Genomic DNA, 22,744 nt, shown 5'->3' on the forward strand with positions numbered 1-22,744 from the left:
CGTCACCCCGGCGCCACCTCGGCGCCACGCCGAAGGGGCGTCCTCCGAATCGGAGGACGCCCCTTCGCCGTGTTCGCCGGGGAGCCGGTCAGCCGGTCAGCCGTTGCCACCGCCGTGCTTGCCGCCGTTGTTCCCGCCGCCGCCGATCACGCCCGGCGGGAAGGTGAACCCGCCGCCGATCATCCCGCCGTTGCCGCCGGGGCCGCCGCCGGCCCCGCCGGGACCGCCGCCCCCGGGGTTGCCGCCGCCCTGGGCCGGCGGGGGGTTGCCCGCCGGGGGCTGGGGGTTCGGGTCGGCCGCGGGCGCGGAGGCGCCGGCCGGCGGGGTGGCCGGCTGCGGGTCCGGGATGTCGACGGTCTGGATCGGCTCCATCGGCGAGCCCTGGAGCGCCTGGTTCATCGCCATCTGCCAGATCGGACCGGGACCGTCGGCGCCGAAGACCTCGTCGAAGTGCTTGCCGCCGATGGTGATGTTCTTCATCTTGACGCCGCCGGCCGGGCCGCCGAGCCAGACCGAGGTGGCCAGCGACGGGGTGTAGCCGCTGAACCAGGCGGCCTTCTTCTCGTCGGTGGTACCGGTCTTGCCGGCGATCTTGCGGCCGCCGTCCAGGCCGAGCGCGGCCGCGGTGCCCTTCTCGGTCACGTTCAGCAGGACGGTGTTGAGCTTGTCCGCGGTGTCCTCGGAGAAGGCCTGGCTGCACTGGGTCTGCGGGACCGGGAGTTCCTTGCCGTCCACCGTGCTGATCTTGTTGATCGCGATCGGGGTGCAGTACTTGCCGCGCGCGGCGAAGGTCGCGTAGACGTTCGCCATGGTCAGCGGGGAGAGCTCCAGGGTGCCCAGGACCATCGAGGGCACCTCGCGGAAGGCGTCGCCCTTCGCGGACTGGGTGATGCCCAGCTTGTTCGCCATCTGCTTCATCGCGCAGAGGCCGACCTGCTGCTCCATCTGCACGAAGTAGGTGTTGACCGAGCGGGCCATGGCCTCCTTCAGCTGGTAGGGGCCGACCTCGCTGTCCTGCTCGTTCTTGACCGTGGCCTTCTGCTCGCCCGGCGCCGCGACGTTCTTCCAGGTGCCCGAGCAGGTGGACATCTGCGGGTACTCGATCTTGTTCTGGGAGGGGAACGCCTGGGTGGGCGGCATGCCCGACTCCAGCGCCGCCGCGGCCAGGATCGGCTTGAACGTCGAACCGGTCTGGAAGCCGTTGCCGCCGCCCATCGCGGCGTCCACGTTGAGGTTGACGACGGTCTGGTTCTTGTTCGGGTCCAGGCCGTACGGGCGGGTCTGGGCCATCGCCACGATCTTGCCGGTGCCCGGCTCCATCATGGTCGCGGCCGCCGACACCTGGTCGGTCACGTTGACCTTCTTGGTGACGGCGTTCTGGGCCGCGGCCTGCTTGTCCGGGTCCAGCGTGGTGTAGATGTTCAGGCCGCCGGTGTCCCAGAGCTTCTTGCGCTCCTCGGCGCTCTTGCCGAACGCCGGGTCCTGCTTGACCACGTGGCGCACGTAGTCGCAGAAGAAGCCCATCCCGGCCTGGGCGGTGATGCAGCCGTTCTGCGGGTCCTTGTACTTCAGACCCAGCGGGGCGGCCTTCGCCTCCTTCGCCTGGTCCGCGGTGATGTGCTTGTTCTCCAGCATCTTGTCGATCACGACGTTGCGGCGCTTGACCGTGTTCTCGGGGTAGCGCACCGGGTCGTAGGACGACGGGTTCTGCACCATGCCGGCCAGGGTGGCGGCCTCGGCGACGGTCAGGTCCTTGTTGCTCTTGCTGAAGTAGCGCTGGGAGGCGGCCTCGACCCCGTAGGCCTGGTGGCCGTAGAAGGTGATGTTGAGGTAGTTGGTGAGGATCTGATCCTTGCTCAGGTCCTCCTCCAGCTTGATCGCGACCTTGAGCTCCTGGATCTTGCGGCCCAGGGTCTTGCGCTGGGCCTCCAGGACGGCGGCCTGGTCGTCGCCGGCCTTCTCCACGTTGACGTTCTTCACGTACTGCTGGGTCAGCGTGGAGGCGCCCTGGGAGGCGGTGCCGCTCTCCGCGTTCTTGCTGACCGCGCGGAGGATGCCCTTGAGGTCGACGGCGCCGTGCTCGTAGAAGCGGGCGTCCTCGATGTCCACCTGGGCGTGCCGCATGAACGGCGACATCTGGTCGGCGGTGAGGACGGTTCGGTCGCGCTCGTAGACCTTGGCGATCAGCCCGCCCTTGGCGTCGAAGATCTGCGTCGCCTGGGTGAGCGCCGGGGTCTTGAAGTCGTCGGGGACGTTGTCGAAGCTCTCCGCCGTGTCCTTGGCGGTCAGCCCGATGGCGCCGACGGCCGGCAGGGCGAGCCCCGCCAGCAGGACTCCGGAGAGCACGCTGACGCCCAGGAACTTCACGCCGTTGCCGGCGTGCTCCAACGGGGATCCCGCGGTCCGGCCGCGCGGAGCTCCGGCGTTGCCTGGGGGCTGGGGTGCCTGGGGGCGCTTCGGTGCCATGAGGAGAACCCTACGTCGCGGATTCCCGTACACGGGGGCAGGTGTTCGCCTAGGCTTGTCACAAGCTTGGCACAGCTTCGGTGCGTCAACATCGTTCACTCTTGTGAGTGCGGAGGGTTGCCCGGATTGCCCAGGGATGGCCGGGTTTTGAGGCAGCTGTGGGCTGCTGTACCCGCGTGAACCGTTGCGCTCCGTGATGGCTCCTGTGGCGAGAGTGGGGGCTCCGCCGTTGGCAAGGCGCACGACCTGCGATCACTCCAACGAGTGAGCTGACCGATACCCATAGTCCAATCGGGTCATTCGAGATTGAGCCCGAAGGGGCTGTTGCAAGCTGTCGTTCTTCCGTAACGTCCTCAACTGGCAACGGTGAACTCGCCGTTGCCGCCGTGGGGGAGCCTCGATATCGGGAGAGGACGGCGCCGGGATGGGCTGGGTTGACGACTGGAGTGCGCAGGCCGCCTGCCGCACGAGTGATCCGGACGAACTGTTCGTCCAGGGGGCGGCGCAGAACCGCGCGAAGGCGGTGTGCAGCGGCTGCCCCGTGCGGACGGAGTGCCTCGCGGACGCCCTGGACAACCGGGTGGAGTTCGGGGTCTGGGGCGGGATGACGGAGCGCGAGCGCCGGGCGCTGCTGCGCCGCCGCCCGACGGTCATCTCGTGGCGGCGGCTGCTGGAGACGGCCCGCACCGAGTACGAGGAGTCCCTCGCGACCGGTGTGATACTGACGGACTACGCACAGGCGGGCTGAGCAGGGCCGCACCGGCCGAACCGGGGGGTCCGGGCCGGTGGCACCGGGCGGGCGGACACGCCGCACCGCCCGTGCCGTCCCATTGCCGTCTACCGCTGTCGCGCCGCCGTGCCACCGCCGTCCCGCGCGGCGCCGCCCGGAGCCGTGCCGCCCGGAGCCGTGCCGCTGAGCCGGTCCCCGATGGCCCGCAGGCCCTCCAGGTCGTGCACGTCGCCCGGCAGCGCCGGGACCTCCACGATCGGCACGTCCGGGTAGACCGAGACGAAGCGGTCGCGGGTGCGGCGCTCCCGCACCATGATCTGCATCCGCTCGGCGTGCAGCCTCAGCAGCCCGGCCGCGAGCAGCTCCGCCTCCGGCGAGGAGTGCTCCGAGCCGTTCTCCTCCAGCGCCTCGGCCGCCGCCAGCGCCCGCTCCGCGGTCAGTTGCGGGGCACCCGTGCCGTGCACCCGGTTGAGCACCAGCCCGGCCAGCGGCATCCGGTCCGCGGCGAGCCGGTCCACGAAGTACGCCGCCTCGCGCAGCGCGTCCCGCTCCGGCGCGGCCACCACCAGGAACGCCGTGCCCGGCGCCTTGAGCAGCTGGTACGTGCGGTCGGCGCGCTCGCGGAAGCCGCCGAACATCGAGTCCATCGCGCTGACGAAGGTCTGCACGTCGGTGAGCAGCTGGGCCCCGAAGATCTTGCCCAGGGTGCCGGTGAGCAGGCCCATCCCGGCGTTCAGGAACCGCATCGCGCTGCGCCCGCCGACCTTGGCCGGGGCGGTCAGGATCCGGATCACCCGGCCGTCCAGGAAGGACCCGAGCCGGTTGGGCGCGTCCAGGAAGTCCAGCGCCGAGCGGGACGGCGGGGTGTCCACGACGATCAGGTCCCACTCCTCGGCGTCCCGCAGCTGCCCGAGCTTCTCCATCGCCATGTACTCCTGCGTGCCCGCGAAGCCGGCCGACAGGGACTGGTAGAACGGGTTCTCCAGGATCGCCCGGGCCCGTTCGGGTTCCGCGTGGGCCAGCACGACCTCGTCGAAGGTTCGCTTCATGTCCAGCATCATGGCCTGGAGCTCCCCCTCCCGCGGCCCGTCGCCGTCCTGGTCCGGGTCGCGGAGCGGCGCCCCGGCCATCCCGACGACGCCCTTGACCACCCGGGGGGTGTTGTCGAGCTCGGTCAGGCCCATCGACTGGGCGAGCCGGCGGGCCGGGTCGATGGTCAGCACCACGACCTTGCGGCCGCGTTCGGCGGCCCGCAGGCCGATCGCCGCGGCGGTGGTGGTCTTGCCGACGCCGCCGGAGCCGCAGCAGACGACGATCCTGGTCCCCGGATCGTCGATCAGCTCGTCCACCGCGAGCCGCTTCCCGGTGCTCCGCACCCCGTTCGAGGTCATGCCGCCCCCTGCCGCTTCAGTTCGCCCGCCAGCCGGTAGAGCCCGCCGAGGTCCACGCCCTCGCCCAGCAGCGGCAGTTCGTACGTCGGGATCCGCAGCTGCTGCAGGTCGGCGCGCTGCGCGCGCTCCAGCTCGACCCGCTCGGCGTGCTCCCTGGCCTGCTCCAGCAGCGGGTCGATCAGCGGTTCCACCGCGGCCCGGACCGTCTCCGGCTTGCGCGAGCGGCCGCCGAGCCCGGCCTCCCCGAGCGCCAGGGCGACGTCCTCGCGGTGGTCCCCGTCCACGGCGGACACCGCCGCCGCGTCGAGCACCGGCGGCCGGACCAGGTTGACCAGCACCCCGCCCACCGGGAGCTTCGCCGCGTGCAGCTCCTCGATGCCGTCGACCGTCTCCTGCACCGGCATCTCCTCCAGCAGGGTGACCAGGTGCACCGCGGTCTCCGGGGACTTCAGCACCCGCATCACGGCCTGCGCCTGAGTGTGTATCGGGCCGATCCGGGCCAGCCCGGCGACCTCGGCGTTGACGTTCAGGAAGCGGGTCAGCCGCCCGGTCGGCGGGGCGTCCATCACCACCGCGTCGTAGCGGCGCCGCCCGTCCGGGTCCTTGCGCCGGGTCGCCTCGCAGGCCTTGCCGGTGAGCAGGACGTCCCGGACGCCGGGCGCGATGGTGGTCGCGAAGTCGACGAAGCCGACCTTCTGCAGCGCCTTGCCGGCCCGGCCCAGCTTGTAGAACATCTCCAGGTACTCCAGCAGCGCCTGCTCGGGGTCGATCGCCAGCGCGAAGACCTCGCCGGGCTGGGCCCCGCCCGCGGGCGCCTCCCCGGCGGGCAGCCCCAGCTGCCGGCGGGAGACCGAGGCGATCCGGCGCTCCTCGTACGGCAGCGCGGCGATGCCGAACAGCTCGGCGATGCCCTGCCGGCCCTCCACCTCGATCAGCAGCACCCGGCCGCCTTCCGCGGCGAGCGCGAGGGCCAGCGCGGCGGCCAGCGTGGTCTTCCCGGTGCCGCCCTTGCCGCTGACCACGTGCAGCCGGACGCCCTCCCAGTCGGGATCGCGCCGGTCCGCCTGGCCGGGGGTGCGTGCCACGCTCCGTCTCCGTCCGTCTCCGTCCTACGGGCGTCCCCTCCTGGCGAGGGTGCCCCTCACCAGGGTGCCCTCTCGCGAGGGTAACCAGGGACCGCGCCGGATGCCCGGAGCACCGGGGGTTGCCAGGCCTGATCATGCCCTCTTTGTGCTCCACCTCACACGTCGCCCGCCGCGCGGCGCCGATCGCCGCGACGGCTCGTCTAGAGTCTGGCCATGACCAAGTGGGAATACATGACGGCGCCCCTGCTCGTGCACGCCACCAAGCAGATCCTGGACAACTTCGGCGAGGACGGCTGGGAGCTCGTCCAGGTCGTGCCCGGCCCGAACCCGGAGCAGCTGGTGGCCTACTTCAAGCGGGAGAAGAACGCATGAGCGCCGTCGAGTCGAAGCTCGCCGAGCTGGGCCTGACCCTGCCGCCGGTGGCCGCCCCGGTCGCCGCGTACGTGCCGGCCCTGCAGACCGGCGAGTTCGTGTTCACCTCCGGCCAGCTCCCGGTGGTCGGCGGCAAGCTGCCGAGCACCGGCAAGGTCGGCGCCGAGGTGTCCCCGGAGGAGGCCAAGGAGCTCGCGCAGATCTGCGCGCTGAACGCCCTGGCCGCCGTGAAGTCGGTGATCGGCGACCTCGACCGGATCGAGCGGGTCGTCAAGGTCGTCGGCTTCGTCGCCTCCGCCCCCGACTTCACCGGCCAGCCGGGCGTCGTCAACGGCGCCAGCGAGCTGCTCGGCAAGGTGCTCGGCGCCGCGGGCGTGCACGCCCGCAGCGCGGTCGGCGTCGCGGTGCTGCCGCTGGACGCCCCGGTCGAGATCGAGATCCAGGTGCGCGTCAAGACCGTCTGAGTCCGGTCATCGGGGCGGGGTCGGCTCTGGCCGACCCCGCCTTCGTGCGCTTAGCATCCGGGCATGGACCATCGAGCAACGACGCTCCCGATGCCGCCCGGTTGGCCTGCCCGGATCCGGGCGGTCGACTCCGGCGAGCTGACCCCGCCGGTGCCCAGGCCCGCCGCCACCGTCGTGCTGCTGCGCGACGCCGCCGCCGGGCCGGAGGCCTACCTGCTGCGCAGGCGCACCTCGATGGCCTTCGCGGCCGGGATGTACGCCTACCCGGGCGGCGGGGTGGACCCGCGGGACGCCGAGGTCGAGCCGGGCTGGGCCGGGCCCTCGCCCGCGGAGTGGGCGGGTCGGCTCGGGGTGGACGAGCGGACGGCCCGGGCGGTGGTCTGTGCGGCGGTCCGCGAGACCTTCGAGGAGGCCGGCGTGCTGCTGGCCGGCCCGGACGCGCGGAGCGTCGCCGCGCCGCGCGACTGGTCCGCCGAGCGGGCCGCGCTGGAGGCGCACGAGCTGTCCTTCGCCGAGTTCCTCCGCGACCACGGGCTGGTGCTGCGCAGCGACCTGCTGGGTGGCTGGGCCCGCTGGATCACCCCGGAGTTCGAGGAGCGCCGCTACGACACCTGGTTCTTCGTGGCGGCCCTGCCGGCCGGCCAGCGGGCGGCCCTGGAGGTCGGCGAGGCCGACCGGGTCGCCTGGCTGAGCCCGGCCGAGGCGGTGCTCGGCTACCGGGAGGGCCGGTTCGGGATGCTGCCGCCGACCGTGACGGTGCTGCGCGAGCTGTCGCCGGTACGCACCGCCGCCGAGGCGCTGGCCGTGGCCGCCGGCCGTGCGCTGGAGCCCGTCCTGGGCCGGGCCGAGGTCCGCGGGGACCGCGTGACGGTCCGCTGGCCCGGGTACGACGAGCTGACCATCGACGGGGAGTTCCCCGAAGGTCCCTGAGCCGTCCGCCGGAGCCGCTGTCCGCCGACCGGCCGCCGACCGACCGGCCGCCGACCGACCGGCCGCCGACCGACCGGCCGCCGACCGACCGGCCGCCGACCGACCGGCCGCCGACCGACCGGCCGCCGACCGACCGGCCGCCTGCCGACCGGCTGTTTGCCGACCGTCCGTCGGACCATCCGCCGGACCACCCGTAAGAAGACCCGCACCACCGCAGAGAAAGGACCGACGCCCGATGACCCACGACGAGGTGGCTCGCCGGACGGCACCCGAGATGCCCGCCCGCAGTCTGACCCCCCGCACCCCGGCCTGTACCGGCCAGGTCCCGTTCGCCGAGGTGACGCAGCGCGCCCTCGTCCGGGCGCTGCCGCTGCGGGCCCTCCATCGCGACATCGAGGGCGGCCGGTGAGCGGACTCCTGCCGGGTGACCCCGCCGCCGTCGTCGGCGGCGAGGCCACCCCCCGGGCGCTGTGCGTGCTGGCGCCCAACCCGTCGCCGATGACGCTGGACGGCACCAACACCTGGCTGCTCTCCGAGCCCGGTTCGGACCTCGCCGTGGTGATCGACCCGGGCCCGCTGCACGAGGGGCACCTGCGCCGGGTGATCGACCTCGCCGAGGAGCGGGGCAAGCGGATCGCGCTGACCCTGCTCACCCACGGGCACGCCGACCACTCCGAGGGCGCGGCCCGCTTCGCCGAGCTCACCGGTACCGAGGTGCGGGCCCTGGACCCGGCGCACCGGCTGGGCTCCGAGGGCCTGGTGGTCGGTCAGCGCCTGGACGTCGGCGGCCTGGACCTGCGGGTGGTGGGCACCCCCGGCCACACCTCGGACTCGCTGACCTTCCACCTGCCGGACGACGGCGCGATCCTCACCGGGGACACCGTGCTCGGCCGCGGCACCACGATGGTCGCCCACCCCGACGGGCGGCTCGGGGACTACCTGGACTCGCTGCGCCGGCTGCACACCATGGCCTCCCACCATGGCGTGCGGACCGTGCTGCCCGGCCACGGCCCGGTGCTGGCGGACGCGCTCGGCGCCGTCGACTACTACCTGGCGCACCGGGCCACCCGGCTCGCGCAGGTGGAGACCGCGGTCGAGGCGGGCCTCCGGACGGCTCCCGAGGTGGTGGCGCGGGTCTACGCCGACGTGGACCGGGCGCTCTGGCCGGCCGCGGAGCTCTCCGTCCGGGCCCAGCTGGACTACCTGGAGGAGCACGGGCTGATCCCGGAACGGGGCTGACGGCGTCCGGCCGACGCGCGCCCGACCAGGCTTCCGGGGTGCCCCGGTGCCCGACCCCGCGGCCCGACCGTCCGAACGCCGAAGGGCCCGTCCGTCCGGACGGGCCCTTCGCGGTGCGCTGAGCGGAGCGTCAGCGCGAGCGGCGGGACAGCCGCTCGACGTCCAGCAGGACCACCGCGCGCGCCTCCAGCTTCAGCCAGCCGCGGCCGGCGAAGTCGGCGAGCGCCTTGTTGACCGTCTCGCGGGAGGCGCCGACCAGCTGGGCCAGCTCCTCCTGGGTGAGGTCGTGGGCGACGTGGATGCCCTCCTCGGACTGCACGCCGAAGCGGCGGGAGAGGTCCAGCAGGGCCTTCGCGACGCGGCCGGGCACGTCGGAGAAGACCAGGTCGGACATCACGTCGTTGGTCCGGCGCAGTCGGCGGGCGATGGCCCGCAGCAGCGCGATGGAGACCTCGGGGCGGGCGTGCAGCCAGGGCTGCAGGTCGCCGTGGCCCAGGCCCAGCAGCTTGACCTCGGTCAGCGCGCTGGCGGTCGCGGTGCGCGGGCCCGGGTCGAACAGCGACAGTTCGCCGATCATCTCGCTGGGGCCGAGGACGGCGAGCATGTTCTCGCGGCCGTCCGGCGAGGCGCGGTGCAGCTTGACCTTGCCCTCCGCGACGACGTACAGCCGGTCGCCCGGGTCGCCCTCGTGGAACAGCGACTCCCCACGGGCGAGGGTGACCTCGGTCATGGAAGCGCGCAGCTCGCCGGCCTGTTCGTCGTCGAGTGCCGCGAAGAGTGCGGCGCGCCGCAGAACGTCGTCCACGTGCTTCCTCCTTCTCGGCCGTGCGGCGGGTGGGCCGTCCGGCGCAAGTTCCGTTCAGTGTTCTGCGTCACCAAGCATGGCGCATGTCGCTCCGATCATATGAGGAGGGGGTGTGCCGAGGTGCGCCGTGCGGGGCCATTCGTACCGGCGGGTCATCGGCCGGGACGGGCGACGGGAGGCCCCGGAGCCGCGCTAGCCGAAGGCCGGTCCGCCCCGGTCGAACAGCGAATCGCCGACCGCCGTGCGGGCGTGCAGGACGGTGTGGCCCGCGCGGTGGGCGCTGGTCAGGCCCGCCGTGCGCAGCGCGGTGAGGTGCTGCGAGGCGCCCGCCGGGGACAGTCCGGTGCGGTGGGCCAGCTCGGTGGTCGAGGCCGGGGAGTCCAGCTCGGCCAGCAGCCGGGCGCGGGAGCGGCCGAGGACGCCGGCCAGCGCGTCGGTGCGGGCCGCCGCGTCCGGCCGGCGCTCCCACAGGGTGGCCGTGCCGCGGGCCGGGTAGATCAGCTGTGGCGGGTCGGGCGGCAGCACCCGGGTGAGCACCCGGGGCCAGGCGAAGGCCGAGGGCAGGAGCAGCAGCCCGGCCCCGGCGGTCAGCCGGGCGACCGCGCAGTGCCGCTGTTCCAGCAGCAGCGCGGTGCCGTCCCAGCGGACGGTGTCGTGCAGCTCGCCCAGCATCCGCGCGGTGCCGTGCTCGGCGGCCTGCCGGGAGCGGTGGAAGACGTCCGCCGTGAGCAGGGCCCGGATCCGGGCCCAGTACGGGGCGAGCGCCAGTTCCCAGTACGCCGCGAGGTCGGCGGCCAGCCGGGGCAGCTGCCCGGCCGGGTCGCGGTGCAGCGGTGCGAGGACGGCCGGCAGCCGGCCGCCGGCCTCGGCGGCCAGGATGTCGAGGTCGGCCCGGACCTGTTCGGTGCCGGTGGCGGTGATCGCGGCCAGCTCCTCGGTGAGCGTCGGGGAGAAGCCAGCCGGGGCGGGGTCGAGGAAGTCCGGCAGGTGGCCGGTGGGCGGTACCAGCGCGGTCAGCCGTTCCAGGGCGGGCCCGGCGGCGGCCAGCCGCCCGCGGACCTCCCCGGCCCAGCGGCGGTGCAGCGCCGGGACGGGGGAGCCGGCGAGGGCGCGCAGGCTGGTCACCACCTCCTGCATCGGGGAGACGGCGAACCGGGTCAGCGCCAAGTCCTGGGCGGAGAAGTGCAGTTCGGTTCGCAAGCGGGCCCCCTCCGCGGAAGATTCAGTCCCAGCTTAATCACTGGTCCGGGCGGGTGCGCCGGGCGCAGGATGCCTCCGTCCCCACCGATCCGTACGAAAGCCGGTGACACCCATGTCCACCACCCCCGAGTCCCGCGAGCGGGCGCTGCGACTGCGCGCACTGGTCGCGGACGGCGCGCTCGTGCTGCCCAACGCCTGGGACGCGGGCAGCGCGGCCGTGATCGCCTCGGCCGGCGCCCGAGCGGTCGCCACCACCAGCGGCGGCGTCTCCTGGTCGCTCGGGCACGGCGACGGCCAGCGGCTCGACCGGGCGGCGGCGGTCGAGGCGGCCCGCCGGATCGTCGCGGCGGTGGACCTGCCGGTCACCGTCGACGCCGAGGGCGGATACGGGCCGCTGCCCGCCGACGTGGCGGAGACCGTGACCGCCCTGGTCGGCGTGGGCGCGGTCGGCGTCAACCTGGAGGACTCGACGGCCGTCGGCGGCCCGCTCTTCCCGGTCGCCGCGCAGGCCGAGCGGCTGCGCGCGGCCCGTACGGCGGCGGCCGCGGCCGGGCTGCCCGAGCTGGTGGTCAACGCCCGCACCGACGTCTTCCTGTTCGGGCTGGGCGGGCTCGACGACGTGCTGGCCCGGGCCGAGGCCTACGCCGGGGCGGGCGCCGACGGCCTCTTCGTCCCCGGGCTGCTGGACCTCGACGTCCTCACCGAGCTGTGCGAGCGCTCGGCGCTGCCGGTGAACGCGATGGCCGTCCCGGGCGGGCCGACCGTCGCCGAACTCGCCGCCACGGGGGTGCGGCGGATCAGCCTCGGCACCGGCCTCGCCCAGCTCGCGTACACCGCGGCCCGCCGCGCCGCCGCCGAACTGCTCGGCGCCGGGACGCTGACGGAACTCGACGGGGCGCTCGGCTTCGGGGAGCTGGACGGGCTCTACCGGGGCTGACGGCCACGCCGGGGGGGGGGCGGCCTTCAGCCGTCGGCCACCACCGGGGTGCCGGCGCCGGGGGCTCAGGCGCCGGGGGGTCAGGCGACGAACGTCACCAGCTCCGGCACCAGCACCTCGGCCGCCACCTCGTGGGTCTGGCCGGCCAGCGTCCGGTACCCGGCGCCCGGCACGGCCGCGGCCACCGCGGCGGACGGGGCCCGCAGCAGCTCCGGGCTGGCGCCGCCGTCCAGCACCAGGGTCGGCACGGCGATCCGGGCCAGGAGGTCGACCGGGACGGTCGCGCCGGTCCGCGCCCCGAGCGCCGCCGCGTCGTAGGCCAGGGTCGGCGCGACCGCCTCGAACAGCGGCCACACCGGCGCGGCGCGCATCCCGTCCACCATCTCCGCGGGCATCCCGACGAAGGTCATGAAGGCCGCGACGGCGTCCCCGCGCCGCCCCTCGGCGAGTGCCGCCTCCAGCTCGGTCACGTACCCGACGAAGCGGGCGCTCTGCCCGGCCTCGGTGCTGAACGGCGGCTCGTAGACGGCCAGTCGGGCCATGGGGACGCCCGCCGCGGCGGCCCGCAACGCGAGCGCGGCACCCGAGGAGATGCCGAACACGGCCGCCGAACCGCCGGCCGCCGTGACCACGGCGGCCAGGTCCTCGACCTCGCGCTCCACGGCGAACGGCGCGGTGTCCCCGCTGCCCCCGCGACCGCGCCGGTCGTAGGCCCACACGGTGTGGCGGGCCGAGAGCCGCTCGGCGACCGCGACGCCCGGGTCGAAGGCGCGGTGGGTGATCGCCCCGTCCACCAGGACGACGGCCGGCCCGGACCCGGTGACGGTGCAGGTGAGGAGGGTGCCATCGGCGGAGACCACGGTGCTCATGGGGTGTTCCTTCGGTCCGTCGTTCGAGTCGGTCACAGAGATAGACCGGACTTCACCGCAGAACTCATCGCTCCCGCCGAAACTTCTTCCAGCCGCTCGACCCCGGCGCTCGACCCCGGCGCTCGACCCGAGCCCCTGCTCATGGCCTCGGCCGGCCGGACCCCGACCACCCGCACCCCCTACCAGGCGACCGCCGCACGGAGGCCCCCATCGGACAACACGCCCTGGCCCAAGCCCCTTTCCGTGCTTGATCGCTCCCACCCCGCCCGCCGGTCGGCGTAGCCTTCGTGCATGGCAGAGAGCAAGGTCCGGAACGCGGCGGCGCCGAAGGCCGAGCCGGCGGTGACGAAGGCGGCGAAGAAGCCCGCCGTGAAGCCGAGGAAGCCCGAGTCGCACCTGGCGATGGTGCGGCGGGCCCGGCGGATCAACCGCGAGTTGGCGGAGCTGTACCCGTACGCGCATCCGGAGCTGGACTTCGAGAACCCCTTCCAACTGCTGGTGGCCACCGTGCTGTCGGCGCAGACCACCGACCTGCGGGTGAACCAGACCACCCCCGCGCTGTTCGCGAAGTACCCGACGCCGGAGGACATGGCGGCGGCGAACCCGGAGGAGCTGGAGGAGGTCATCCGCCCGACCGGCTTCTTCCGGAACAAGGCGAAGTCGCTGATCGGCCTCTCGATCGCGCTGCGCGACGAGTTCGGCGGTGAGGTCCCGGGCCGCCTGGCCGATCTGGTGACCCTGCCGGGCGTCGGCCGCAAGACCGCCAACGTCGTGCTGGGCAATGCCTTCGGAGTCCCCGGGATCACCGTGGACACCCACTTCGGCCGTCTGGCCCGGCGGTTCGGCTGGACCGCCGAGGAGGACCCGGTGAAGGTCGAGGCGGCCGTCGCCGAGATCTTCCCGAAGTCGGAGTGGACGATGCTCTCGCACCGCGTGGTCTTCCACGGCCGCCGGATCTGCCACTCCCGGAACCCGGCCTGCGGCGCCTGCCCGATCGCGCCGCTCTGCCCCGCGTACGGCGAGGGTGTGACCGACCCGGAGAAGGCGCGCAAGCTGCTCAAGTACGAGATGGGCGGGCAGCCCGGGCAACGGCTGAGGCCCCCGGCGGACTTCCCCGGCGAGGCGGCCGCCCGGGCCGACGCCGCCGCGCACCGCGGGCAGGTCGCGGACCTGGCGGTGGCGCAATGATCGTTCGCGGAATCGAGCGGGACGACCTGCCGACGTGGCTGGAGCCGGTCCGGGAGGCGGCCGAGCGGGTGCTGCCGGAGCAGCTGAGCCGCTTCCTGCCGCCGGTCGAGGGCGGCCGGGCGGCGGCCGTGCTGATCTTGTTCGGCGAGGGCCCGGAGGGGCCGGACCTGCTGCTGATCGAGCGGGCCCGCTCGCTGCGCTCGCACGCCGGCCAGCCGTCCTTCCCGGGCGGTGCGCTGGACCCGGAGGACGGCGACCCGGAGGGCCCGGGCCCGATCGCGGCGGCGCTGCGCGAGGCCTGGGAGGAGACCGGGCTGGACCCGGCCGGGGTGCAGGTGTTCGCGGCGCTGCCTCGGCTGTACATCCCGGTGAGCAGCTTCGTGGTGACGCCGGTGCTCGGCTGGTGGCGCGAGGAGTCGCCGGTGCACCCGGTGGACCGGGGCGAGACCGGCGCGGTGTTCCGGGTCTCGATCGCCGACCTGGCCGATCCGGCGAACCGGGTGCGGCTGCGGCACCCGTCCGGGCACATCGGCCCGGCCTTCGCGGTCGCCGGACGGCTGGTCTGGGGCTTCACCGCCGGGGTGATCGACCGGGTGCTGCACCACAGCGGACTGGAGCTGCCCTGGGACCCGTCCCGGGTCGTCGCGCTCTCGGACGACGCGCTGGCGCTGGTCCAGGGAGACCTCGAACACTCCCGCGCGCTGCCGGGCGGCGACGCCGGAGCCTCGTGACCGGCCGTCGGCACGACCGGCCGCCGGACCGTGGGAGGGTGTCGGAGTGAACGTGCTGGATGTGCTGCTGATCGCCGCTGCCGTGGGCTTCGCCGTGTCGGGCTACCGGCAGGGCTTCGTGGTCGGTGTCCTGTCGCTGGTCGGCTTCCTCGGCGGCGGCCTGCTGGCGGTCGAGCTGCTTCCGCTGCTGCTCGACCACCTGAGCCCCGGCACCACGGCCTCGGTGGTGGCCGTCGTGGTGGTGATCGTCTTCGCCGCGATCGGCCAGGCGGTCACCGCGCACTTCGGCTGGAAGCTGCGCGGCCACATCGACCGCCGTCCGGCCCGGGTGCTGGACGCGGCCGGCGGCGCGGTGGTGAACGTGGTCTCGATGCTGCTGGTGGCCTGGCTGATCGGCTCGGCGCTGGCCGGGGCCTCGCTGCCGACGGTCTCCAAGCAGGTCCGTTCCTCGGCGGTCCTCGGCGGGGTACAGAACGCGCTGCCCGCCGACGCACCGAACTGGTTCTCGGACTTCTCCAAGGTGCTCGCCCGCAACGGTTTCCCGCAGGTCTTCAACCCCTTCGAGCACGAGCCGATCACCCAGGTCGACACCCCGGACCCGGCGCTGGCCGCCAGCCCGGCGGTCGCGCGGGCCAGGCAGAGCCTGGTCAAGGTGGTCGGCACGGCGACCTCCTGCGGCAAGACCCTGGAGGGCAGCGGCTTCGTCTTCGCCCCGCACCGGGTGATGACCAACGCCCACGTGGTGGGCGGGGTCAACGAGCCGACCGTGCAGATCGGCGGCGTCGGGCAGCTGTACGACGCGACGGTGGTCCGCTACGACTGGCAGCGCGACATCGCGGTCCTGGACGTGCCCAAGCTGAACGCGCCGGCGCTGAACTTCGCGGGCGAGGCGAAGACCAACGACAGCGCGATCGTGGCCGGCTTCCCGGAGAACGGCGCCTTCAACGTCCAGCCGGCCCGCATCCGCGGCCGGATCCAGGCCAACGGCCCGGACATCTACCACCGCGGCCAGGTGGTGCGCGACGTCTACTCGGTGCGCTCGGTGGTCCGCCAGGGCAACAGCGGCGGGCCGCTGCTCACCCCGGACGGCCAGGTGTACGGCGTGGTGTTCGCCAAGTCCCTGGACAGCGCCGACACCGGCTACGTGCTGACCGCGGCCGAGGTGCGCGAGGACGCCCAGCAGGGCGGCGCCGCGACCACCCGGGTGGACACCCAGGGCTGCGCGCTCTGACGGGGACGCCCCGACCGGCGGGGCGCGGGCCTGGTAGGGCTGGGGGCCGGTAGGTCCGGCGGGCTCGGTGCTCGGTGCTCGGCAGGTGCGGCGGGTCCCGGGGCCGGTAGGTTCGGCGGGCCCGGCATCCGGTGGTGCGGCGGGCCCGGCATCCGGTGGTGCGGCGGGCCCGGCATCCGGTGGTGCGGCGGGCCCGGCCCGGGTGCGTCGGACCGGGACGCGCCGGGCCGGGCCGTCCGAGATCCGTCGTGCCGTCAGTCCGCCCTGGTAGCCTCGGCCGCGCTCACCCGTTCGGCTCAACCGGGCGCCGTCCCGGCGTGGGCCCGACGGGAGGTCGTGGCAGTCCGATGATGGGTCATTCGCACGCGGTGAGCGGGGCGATGCTGTACGCGGCATCGGCTCCCTTCCTGCCCCCGCTGCTGCTGCACACCACGCTGCAGCCGGCGGACATACTGATGGGCACGGTGCTGTGCGCGGGTGCGGCCCTGCTGCCGGACCTCGACCACCACGACGGCTCGATCGCCAACTTCCTCGGCCCGGTCTCCAAGGCGCTCTGCCGCTTCGTGGCCTGGGCCTCCGGCGGGCACCGGCACGCCACCCACTCGCTGCTGTTCGTCGGGCTGATGGGCGGCGGCACCTGGGCCGGGGTCACCTTCCTGGGCCGCAACTTCACGCTCGCGCTGACGTTCTTCCTGCTGGCGCTCGCGATCAGGGCGCTGCGGCTCTGCCCGCCGGGCGACGGTCCGCAGACCTGGATCACCATCATCGGGCTGTCCGCGCTGGGCACCTTCGGGATGAACACCTGGATGCCCAACTCGCCCGGCTGGCTGCCGTACGCGGTGGCGCTGGGCACGCTGGCGCACCTGCTGGGGGACTGCCTGACCAAGAAGGGCGCGCCGCTGCTCTGGCCGCACAAGGAGCGCTACGAGGTCGTGCTGATCAAGCGCAGCGGCAACGACGTCGAGACCAAGGTGCTGGTGCCGATCATGTCGGTGGCGACCTTCGTCCTGCTCTGGTTCACCGCGCTGTCGCCGATCACGAACTGAGCGGCGCGCCGCTGCGGCTGCGCGTCGCGGCGGTGCACTGCGGTGGCACGCTCCGGCGGAGCACGCCACCGGACTCACGCGGCGCGAGGCCTCAGGTCTCGCGCCGCAGTCGTGCGCCGACCCAGCGGGCGCGTCGGCCGAGGATGCGCGGGATGCCGAGCTGCCGTCGCTCCGCGCGCAGACGGCCGTCGAGGCCGTCGAAACCGTCGAAGCCGAGGTCGTCCGCCCGGTCGGGGCGGTGGGCGGAACGCTGCGGGCTCTTCTGGCGTCGGCCGTGCGGGGCGGCGCCGCGATCGGGCATCCAACTCATACCGGAATGGATGCCCCTGGGCCGGTGGAGGTAATCGCCCGGGGTGTGCCGAAATTGGCCTATGCGCTTGTCATATGAGCGAAGTGTCAAGGGAGTTGGGCCCAAGGACTCTTCCGTGACATGACACGCTCGGCCCCTCCGGGCCCGGGGCCTCCTCGGGGACCACCAGGTGTCACTCCTTGTGACGTCCGACCCAGTCCAGCAGCTCGGCGGTGAACTCCTCCGGCGCCTCCTCGTGCGGGAAGTGCCCGACCCCCGGCAGCAGCCGCCAGCGGTACGGCGCCGCCACGTACTCGCCGCCGCCGAGCGCCGTGTGCGACAGCAGCACCGGGTCCGCCGCGCCCTGGACGTGCAGGGTCGGCGCGGTGATCGGCTTCTTCATCCGCCGGGCGAACTGGATGCCGTCCGGCCGCGCCAGCGACCGCAGCAGCCAGCGGTACGGCTCGATCGAGCAGTGCGCGGTGCTGGGGATCTGGATCGCCTGCCGGTACGCGTGCACCGCGGCCTCGTCCAGGCCGTTCGGGCCGGTCCAGGAGTTCAGGTAGCGGCCGACCAGTTCGGCATCGTCGGCCACCAGCCGGCGTTCCGGTATCCACGGCCGCTGGAATCCCAGCACGTGCTCGAAGGCGGCGAACTGGCGGCGGTCGGTCAGCAGCGCCCGGCGCAGGTCCCTCGGGTGCGCGGCGGAGACCACGGTCAGGCTCTGGATGACGGACGGGCGCATCACCGCCGCCACCCAGGCCAGGGTGCCGCCGGAGGCGTGCCCGACCAGGTGGGCCCGGCGCTCGCCGAGCGAGCGGATCACCCCGGTGATGTCCAGGGCGAGGTTGCCCGGGTCGTACCCGCGCGGGGTCCGGTCGCTGCCGCCGATGCCCCGCAGGTCGAGCGCCACCGCCCGGTAGCCGGCCTCGGCGAGCGCGGTCAGCTGGTGGCGCCAGGCCCACCAGTACTCGGGCCAGCCGTGCACCAGCAGCACCAGCGGTCCCGAGCCCAGTTCGGCGATGTGGAAGCGGGCGCCGTTGGCCGCGAGGTCGCGGTGCGTCCACGGGCCGGCCTGCCGGATGCTCCACGCCTCGGCCGGCACCGTCGCGGTCGCCCCGGTGGTCGCCCCGACGGGCCCCTGCTCGGAGACCGGGCCGGAGCCCCCCGGGACGAGGCCGGGGCCGGAGTCGGGGCCGGAAACGGCGGACGGCTGCGCGGGCACGGGCTTCTGGTCAAGCGGCATACCGAGAGCGTGTCACATCCGCGCGCCCGATACGTGCCCGGCACTCACTGTCGGCGGGTCCGTTGACGGCCCGCCGCCAGGGCCACCGGGGCCGTCGGCGGGAGCGCTGGCGCGACCGCTGACGGGACCACTGACGGGACCACTGACGGGACCACTGGCGCGACCACTGGCGCGACCGCTTACGGGATGCGGCCCAGCGCCCGGTCGATCTCCTCCTGGGTGGCCGGGCGCGGCCGGGCGTTCTTCAGCACGTCGGCGGTCTTCTGGGCGCCCTCGATGGTGCGGTGGGGCGGCTCGATCTTCTTGAAGGAGCGGTACGCCAGCACGCCGAGCAGCACCGCGAGCAGCAGGTAGGCACCGGCCACGATGAGGAAGGACCAGCCCAGCGACAGGCCCAGCGCGTGGATGCCGTAGGCCGCGGCGGCGCTCAGCATCGGGATCGAGAACAGCGCCACCACGCCGGCGACCAGCAGCGAGACGCCGCCGGAGACGCCGCGCTTGACGTCCGCCCGGATCTCGGCCTTGGCGAGCGCGATCTCGTCGTGGACCAGCGCGGACAGGTCGGCGGTAGCCGCCGCGAACAGCTGCCCCACCGAACGCTCGCCCTCGTAGGGCGCCCGGCCGTTGCTGGACGGGTCTGCGGCTCCTGCGGGCATCAGCGGTTCTCCTCTGCGGCTGTACGGCATGACGCCACCGCGGGTCTGCGGGTCCGGGCCGGTGGGGGGTCCGGAGGCGTCAGTGGATTGTCGACAGCTCAGATCATGCCCCTACCGGTCAGTCGGACACCACTCCGGGGCCCTGCCGGTGGGACGTGTCCTGGCCGCGGAAGGCCTCCGGGGGCTCGCGGGCGGGCTGCGGGACGGGCTCTCCGGGGTGGGTTCGCGGACGGGTTCGTGGACGGGGCTCGGACGGGTTCGTGGACGGGGCGCGGACGGGGCGCGGACGGGGCGCGGACGGGGCTCCCGGGCCGGTTGCGCGGAGTTCCCCGGAGGGACTGTCAGCGGCCCGTCCCGGAGGCCTCGGGGTTCCCGGGGTCCCCGGAGGCTTCGGAGCTGCCCGAGGTCCCGGCGTTCCCGGGGGTCTCGGGCTCCCCGCCGGGCAGCGGCTCGGCCGCCTCGGTGATTCGGGCCCGCTCCGCGACCCGGGCCTGCCATGCCGGGTCGTCCTGCTGGTAGACGTCCGGGATGCCGTCCTCGTCCAGGTCCCGGTCCTCCTCCTCGCACAGCGCGCGGTAGTGCCGGTTGCGCAGCTTCAGCAGCACGGTGGCGACCATCGCGCAGAGCAGCGAGCCGATCAGGACGGCCGTCTTGGAGCGGTCCGCGAGCGCCTGGTCGTCCGGGAAAGCCAGCTCGCTGATGAGCAGCGAGACGGTGAAGCCGATGCCCGCGAGCACCGAGACGGCGACCATGTCGGCCCACTTGAGCTGCGGGTTCAGCTCGGCCCGGGTGAATCGGGCGATCAGCCAGGTGCCGCCGAAGACGCCCACCGACTTGCCGACCAGCAGGCCGATCACGATGCCGATCGGGGTGGCCTGGGTGAACACCTCGCGCAGTGCCGAACCGGAGAGCGTCACCCCGGCCGAGAGCAGTGCGAACAGCGGGACGGCCAGACCGGCCGAGAGCGGGCGGACCAGGTGCTCGATGTGCTCGCCCGGGGAGTGCTGCTCGTCGCCCTCCCGGTGACAACGCAGCATCAGGCCCATCGCGACGCCCGCCACCGTGGCGTGGATGCCGCTCTCGTGCATCAGCGCCCAGGTGACCAGGGCCAGCGGCACGAACAGGTACCAGCCGTGCACCCCGCGTCGGTGCAGGAACCAGAACAGCGCCAGCCCGGCGAAGGCCAGCCCGAGCGCCCAGAACTTGATGCCGGAGCTGTAGAAGACCGCGATGATCAGGATCGCGATCAGGTCGTCGACGACGGCCAGGGTGAGCAGGAAGGCGCGCAGCGGCGAGGGCAGGTGGCTGCCGACCACGGCCAGCACGCCGAGGGCGAAGGCGATGTCGGTGGCGGTCGGGATCGCCCAGCCGCCGGGGTGCCCGCCGCTCCCGGAGTTCACCAGGGCGAACAGGATCGCGGGCAGCGCGACCCCGCAGACGGCGGCGATGACGGGCAGCAGCGCGGCGCGCGGCGTGCGCAGCTCGCCCGCGACGAACTCGCGCTTGAGCTCGATCCCGGCGACGAAGAAGAAGATCGTCAGCAGCCCGTCCTTGGCCCAGGTGGACAGGGAGAGGTCGAGGTGCAGCGGCCCGGACGGCCCGATGGTGTAGTCGAGCATGCTCTCGTACGCCTGCGGCCAGACGTTGGCCCAGATCAGCGCGATGACGGCGGCGCCCAGCAGCAGTATGCCGCCGACCGTTTCGGTGCGCAGGGCGTCGGTGATGAAGGTGCGCTCGGGCAGTGACAGCCGGCCGAGGAACTGCCGGCGGCGGGTCGTCGGCTCGTGGACGGGCGGCTGGTCGGTCACGGAGGGACCTCCTGAGGGGCTGGGAGCGGCAACGGATACACGGGTGGTGTAGTTGCCGACCAGACTTCCCGGCGCGCCCTGTGACGCCCGGATCCCCGGCCGAGGATCTTTACGCGTCTTTAGCAGTCTAACGGGACGTTTGGGTGACATCCGGATTGTCCTGTTAAAGGACTTAAGCCCTGCGAGGCGGTTCCGCACTCCGGAGGAGCAGTGATCCGGCCCTCGGACGGGCTCGGCCGCATGCATTCGGGTGAACCCGTGCCGGTCGCCTGCCGCAGGTGACCAGTAGCCGGCGGTCGGTCGCGGGCGCCGTGGTGGCGTGATGCCGGGACCGCGACGACGAGACGGCTGCGCCCCGGGCGATGACCATCGCCCGGGGCACAGCCGCCGTTTCAGCCAGCGCTGCCCGTTGGGTCCGCGCAGCCCGTTCGGTGCGCTCAGCCGTTGCTGTCGCCCTTGCCGCTGTCCGCGGCCGGCAGCTGGGCCTGGATCTGGCTCATCACCGAACTGTCGGCGAGGGTGGTGGTGTCACCGACCTCACGGCCTTCGGCGATGTCGCGCAGGAGGCGGCGCATGATCTTGCCGGAGCGGGTCTTGGGGAGTTCGCCGACGACCTTGATCTGCTTGGGCTTGGCGATCGGGCCGAGGGTGCGGCCGACGTGGGCGCGCAGTTCGTCGACGAGTTCGGGGGTCTCGGTGATGCCGCCGCGCAGGATGACGAAGGCGACGATGGCCTGGCCGGTGGTGGCGTCGGTGGCGCCGACGACGGCGGATTCGGCGACGGAGGGGTGTCCGACCAGGGCGGACTCGACCTCGGTGGTGGAGATGTTGTGGCCGGAGACGAGCATGACGTCGTCGACCCGGCCGAGCAGCCAGATGTCGCCGTCCTCGTCCTTCTTCGCGCCGTCGCCTGCGAAGTAACGGCCTTCGAAGCGGGACCAGTAGGTGTCGATGTAGCGCTGGTCGTCGCCCCAGATGGTGCGGAGCATGGACGGCCACGGCTCGGTGAGCACGAGGTAGCCGCCGGAGCCGTTGGGCACCTCGTTGGCCTCGTCGTCCACCACGGTGGCCGCGATGCCCGGCAGGGCGCGCTGGGCCGAACCCGGCTTGGTCTCGGTGACGCCCGGCAGCGGGCTGATCATCATGGCGCCGGTCTCGGTCTGCCACCAGGTGTCGACGATCGGGGCCTTGCCGGCGCCGATGTGCTCGCGGTACCAGATCCACGCCTCGGGGTTGATCGGCTCGCCGACGCTGCCCAGCACCCGCAGTGAGGACAGGTCGAACTTGGCGGGGATGTCGTCGCCCCACTTCATGAAGGTGCGGATCGCGGTGGGCGCGGTGTAGAGGATGGTCACGCCGTACTTCTGGACGATCTCCCAGAAGCGGCCCTGGTGGGGGGTGTCCGGGGTGCCTTCGTAGATGACCTGGGTGGCGCCGTTGGCGAGCGGGCCGTAGACGATGTAGGAGTGTCCGGTGACCCAGCCGATGTCGGCGGTGCACCAGTAGACGTCGGTCTCGGGCTTGAGGTCGAAGACGGCGTGGTGGGTGTAGGCGGCCTGGGTGAGGTAGCCGCCGGAGGTGTGCAGGATGCCCTTGGGCTTACCGGTGGTGCCCGAGGTGTAGAGGATGAACAGCGGGTGCTCGGCCTCGTGCGCCTGGGGGGTGTGGTCGGTGGACTGGCGGGCGGTGATCTCGTGCCACCACACGTCGCGGCCCTCGGTCCAGGCGATCTCCTGCCCGGTGCGGCGGATGACCAGGACGTGCTCGACGCCCTCGACCTTGGTGAGCGCCTCGTCGATGGCGGGCTTGAGCGCGGAGGGCTTGCCGCGGCGGTAGCCGCCGTCGGCGGTGATGACCAGCTTGGCCTGGGCGTCCTGGATGCGGGAGGCGACGGCGTCGGCGGAGAAGCCGCCGAAGACCACGGAGTGGGTGGCGCCGATGCGGGCGCAGGCGAGGATCGCGACGACGGCTTCGGCGATCATCGGGAGGTAGACGGCGACGCGGTCGCCCTTGCGGACGCCGAGTTCGAGCAGGGCGTTGGCGGCCTGGGAGACCTCGTCC

Annotated in this window: 22 protein-coding genes; 11 read left to right on the forward strand and 11 right to left on the reverse strand. The window is 73.5% G+C overall.

All coding sequences use genetic code 11. From position 1 onward, the window contains the following. Positions 1-96 precede the first annotated feature (96 nt). A complete protein-coding gene (locus AB0Q99_RS31105) occupies positions 97-2,466 on the reverse strand; it encodes a transglycosylase domain-containing protein (protein WP_363577049.1) in 2,370 nt (789 codons plus the stop codon). A 424-nt stretch (positions 2,467-2,890) separates the two neighbouring features. On the opposite strand from AB0Q99_RS31105, the gene AB0Q99_RS31110 reads away from it, so the two are divergent. Next, positions 2,891-3,214, forward strand: coding sequence for a WhiB family transcriptional regulator (locus AB0Q99_RS31110; RefSeq protein WP_030240986.1), 324 nt, complete (start codon positions 2,891-2,893; stop codon positions 3,212-3,214). Positions 3,215-3,303: 89 nt separating this feature from the next. Here AB0Q99_RS31110 and AB0Q99_RS31115 read toward each other — a convergent pair whose 3' ends face one another. Both AB0Q99_RS31115 and AB0Q99_RS31120 read right to left on the reverse strand, forming a co-directional pair. After that, a complete protein-coding gene (locus AB0Q99_RS31115; protein WP_363577051.1) occupies positions 3,304-4,587 on the reverse strand; it encodes an ArsA family ATPase in 1,284 nt (427 codons plus the stop codon). Next, positions 4,584-5,672 carry an ArsA-related P-loop ATPase gene (locus AB0Q99_RS31120; protein ID WP_363577053.1) on the reverse strand — a complete coding sequence of 363 codons (1,089 nt, stop codon included), beginning with the start codon at positions 5,670-5,672 and terminating at the stop codon, positions 4,584-4,586. Before AB0Q99_RS31120 ends, AB0Q99_RS31115 begins: the two co-directional genes overlap by 4 nt. A 213-nt stretch (positions 5,673-5,885) precedes the next feature. Here AB0Q99_RS31120 and AB0Q99_RS31125 point away from each other — a divergent pair, with 213 nt between their 5' ends. From AB0Q99_RS31125 to AB0Q99_RS31145, 5 genes are all read left to right on the forward strand, one after another. Further along, complete coding sequence (locus AB0Q99_RS31125) at positions 5,886-6,044, forward strand: DUF4177 domain-containing protein (protein ID WP_094743074.1); 159 nt, start codon at positions 5,886-5,888, stop codon at positions 6,042-6,044. Then, positions 6,041-6,508, forward strand: coding sequence for a RidA family protein (locus tag AB0Q99_RS31130; RefSeq protein WP_363577055.1), 468 nt, complete (start codon positions 6,041-6,043; stop codon positions 6,506-6,508). Before AB0Q99_RS31125 ends, AB0Q99_RS31130 begins: the two co-directional genes overlap by 4 nt. 63 nt (positions 6,509-6,571) lie before the next feature. Further along, the gene (locus tag AB0Q99_RS31135) at positions 6,572-7,438 is read left to right on the forward strand and encodes an NUDIX hydrolase (RefSeq protein WP_363577057.1); all 867 of its coding nucleotides are present in this window, start codon (positions 6,572-6,574) and stop codon (positions 7,436-7,438) included. A gap of 235 nt (positions 7,439-7,673) precedes the next feature. Then, on the forward strand, positions 7,674-7,847 hold the full coding sequence (locus AB0Q99_RS31140; protein ID WP_363577059.1) for a hypothetical protein: 174 nt from the start codon (positions 7,674-7,676) through the stop codon (positions 7,845-7,847). Continuing rightward, entirely contained in the window at positions 7,844-8,677 is an 834-nt protein-coding gene (locus tag AB0Q99_RS31145) for an MBL fold metallo-hydrolase (protein ID WP_363577061.1), read from the forward strand. Before AB0Q99_RS31140 ends, AB0Q99_RS31145 begins: the two co-directional genes overlap by 4 nt. Positions 8,678-8,807: 130 nt before the next feature. On the opposite strand, the gene AB0Q99_RS31150 is transcribed toward AB0Q99_RS31145, so the two are convergent. Continuing rightward, a complete protein-coding gene (locus AB0Q99_RS31150; protein WP_030288117.1) occupies positions 8,808-9,482 on the reverse strand; it encodes a Crp/Fnr family transcriptional regulator in 675 nt (224 codons plus the stop codon). A gap of 192 nt (positions 9,483-9,674) precedes the next feature. Next, positions 9,675-10,682: a winged helix-turn-helix domain-containing protein gene (locus AB0Q99_RS31155; RefSeq protein ID WP_363577063.1), complete on the reverse strand. Its 1,008-nt coding sequence runs from the start codon at positions 10,680-10,682 to the stop codon at positions 9,675-9,677. 112 nt (positions 10,683-10,794) lie between these two features. On the opposite strand from AB0Q99_RS31155, the gene AB0Q99_RS31160 reads away from it, so the two are divergent. After that, entirely contained in the window at positions 10,795-11,619 is an 825-nt protein-coding gene (locus tag AB0Q99_RS31160) for an isocitrate lyase/phosphoenolpyruvate mutase family protein (protein ID WP_363577065.1), read from the forward strand. Positions 11,620-11,699: 80 nt separating this feature from the next. Here the strand turns inward: AB0Q99_RS31160 and AB0Q99_RS31165 are convergent, their stop codons facing one another. After that, positions 11,700-12,488 carry an alpha/beta fold hydrolase gene (locus AB0Q99_RS31165; RefSeq protein WP_363577067.1) on the reverse strand — a complete coding sequence of 263 codons (789 nt, stop codon included), beginning with the start codon at positions 12,486-12,488 and terminating at the stop codon, positions 11,700-11,702. 291 nt (positions 12,489-12,779) lie between these two features. Here AB0Q99_RS31165 and nth point away from each other — a divergent pair, with 291 nt between their 5' ends. The 4 genes from nth (at position 12,780) to AB0Q99_RS31185 (ending at position 16,684) form a co-directional block, all read left to right on the forward strand. Then, the gene (gene nth / locus AB0Q99_RS31170; RefSeq protein ID WP_363577069.1) at positions 12,780-13,676 is read left to right on the forward strand and encodes an endonuclease III; all 897 of its coding nucleotides are present in this window, start codon (positions 12,780-12,782) and stop codon (positions 13,674-13,676) included. After that, on the forward strand, positions 13,673-14,407 hold the full coding sequence (locus AB0Q99_RS31175; RefSeq protein WP_363577071.1) for a CoA pyrophosphatase: 735 nt from the start codon (positions 13,673-13,675) through the stop codon (positions 14,405-14,407). The genes nth and AB0Q99_RS31175 overlap by 4 nt, the downstream gene beginning before the upstream one ends. Positions 14,408-14,453: 46 nt before the next feature. Then, positions 14,454-15,638, forward strand: a complete 1,185-nt coding sequence (locus tag AB0Q99_RS31180; RefSeq protein ID WP_363577073.1) for a MarP family serine protease — start codon at positions 14,454-14,456, stop codon at positions 15,636-15,638. Between the two features lie 350 nt (positions 15,639-15,988). Continuing rightward, positions 15,989-16,684, forward strand: a complete 696-nt coding sequence (locus AB0Q99_RS31185; protein ID WP_363577075.1) for a metal-dependent hydrolase — start codon at positions 15,989-15,991, stop codon at positions 16,682-16,684. A 91-nt stretch (positions 16,685-16,775) separates the two neighbouring features. Here AB0Q99_RS31185 and AB0Q99_RS31190 read toward each other — a convergent pair whose 3' ends face one another. The 5 genes from AB0Q99_RS31190 to acs form a co-directional block, all read right to left on the reverse strand. Continuing rightward, the gene (locus AB0Q99_RS31190; protein WP_363577077.1) at positions 16,776-16,994 is read right to left on the reverse strand and encodes a hypothetical protein; all 219 of its coding nucleotides are present in this window, start codon (positions 16,992-16,994) and stop codon (positions 16,776-16,778) included. A gap of 172 nt (positions 16,995-17,166) precedes the next feature. After that, entirely contained in the window at positions 17,167-18,219 is a 1,053-nt protein-coding gene (locus AB0Q99_RS31195) for an alpha/beta hydrolase (RefSeq protein ID WP_363577079.1), read from the reverse strand. Between the two features lie 179 nt (positions 18,220-18,398). Then, a complete protein-coding gene (locus AB0Q99_RS31200; protein WP_363577081.1) occupies positions 18,399-18,875 on the reverse strand; it encodes a phage holin family protein in 477 nt (158 codons plus the stop codon). Positions 18,876-19,216: 341 nt separating this feature from the next. Continuing rightward, complete coding sequence (gene nhaA / locus AB0Q99_RS31205; protein WP_363577083.1) at positions 19,217-20,683, reverse strand: Na+/H+ antiporter NhaA; 1,467 nt, start codon at positions 20,681-20,683, stop codon at positions 19,217-19,219. A gap of 437 nt (positions 20,684-21,120) precedes the next feature. Continuing rightward, the coding region (acs, locus tag AB0Q99_RS31210) for an acetate--CoA ligase (RefSeq protein ID WP_363577085.1) at positions 21,121-22,744 on the reverse strand (1,624 nt) is incomplete at its 5' end.

It is taken from the genome of Kitasatospora sp. NPDC086791 (assembly GCF_040685975.1).
Classification (GTDB): Bacteria; Actinomycetota; Actinomycetes; order Streptomycetales; family Streptomycetaceae; genus Kitasatospora.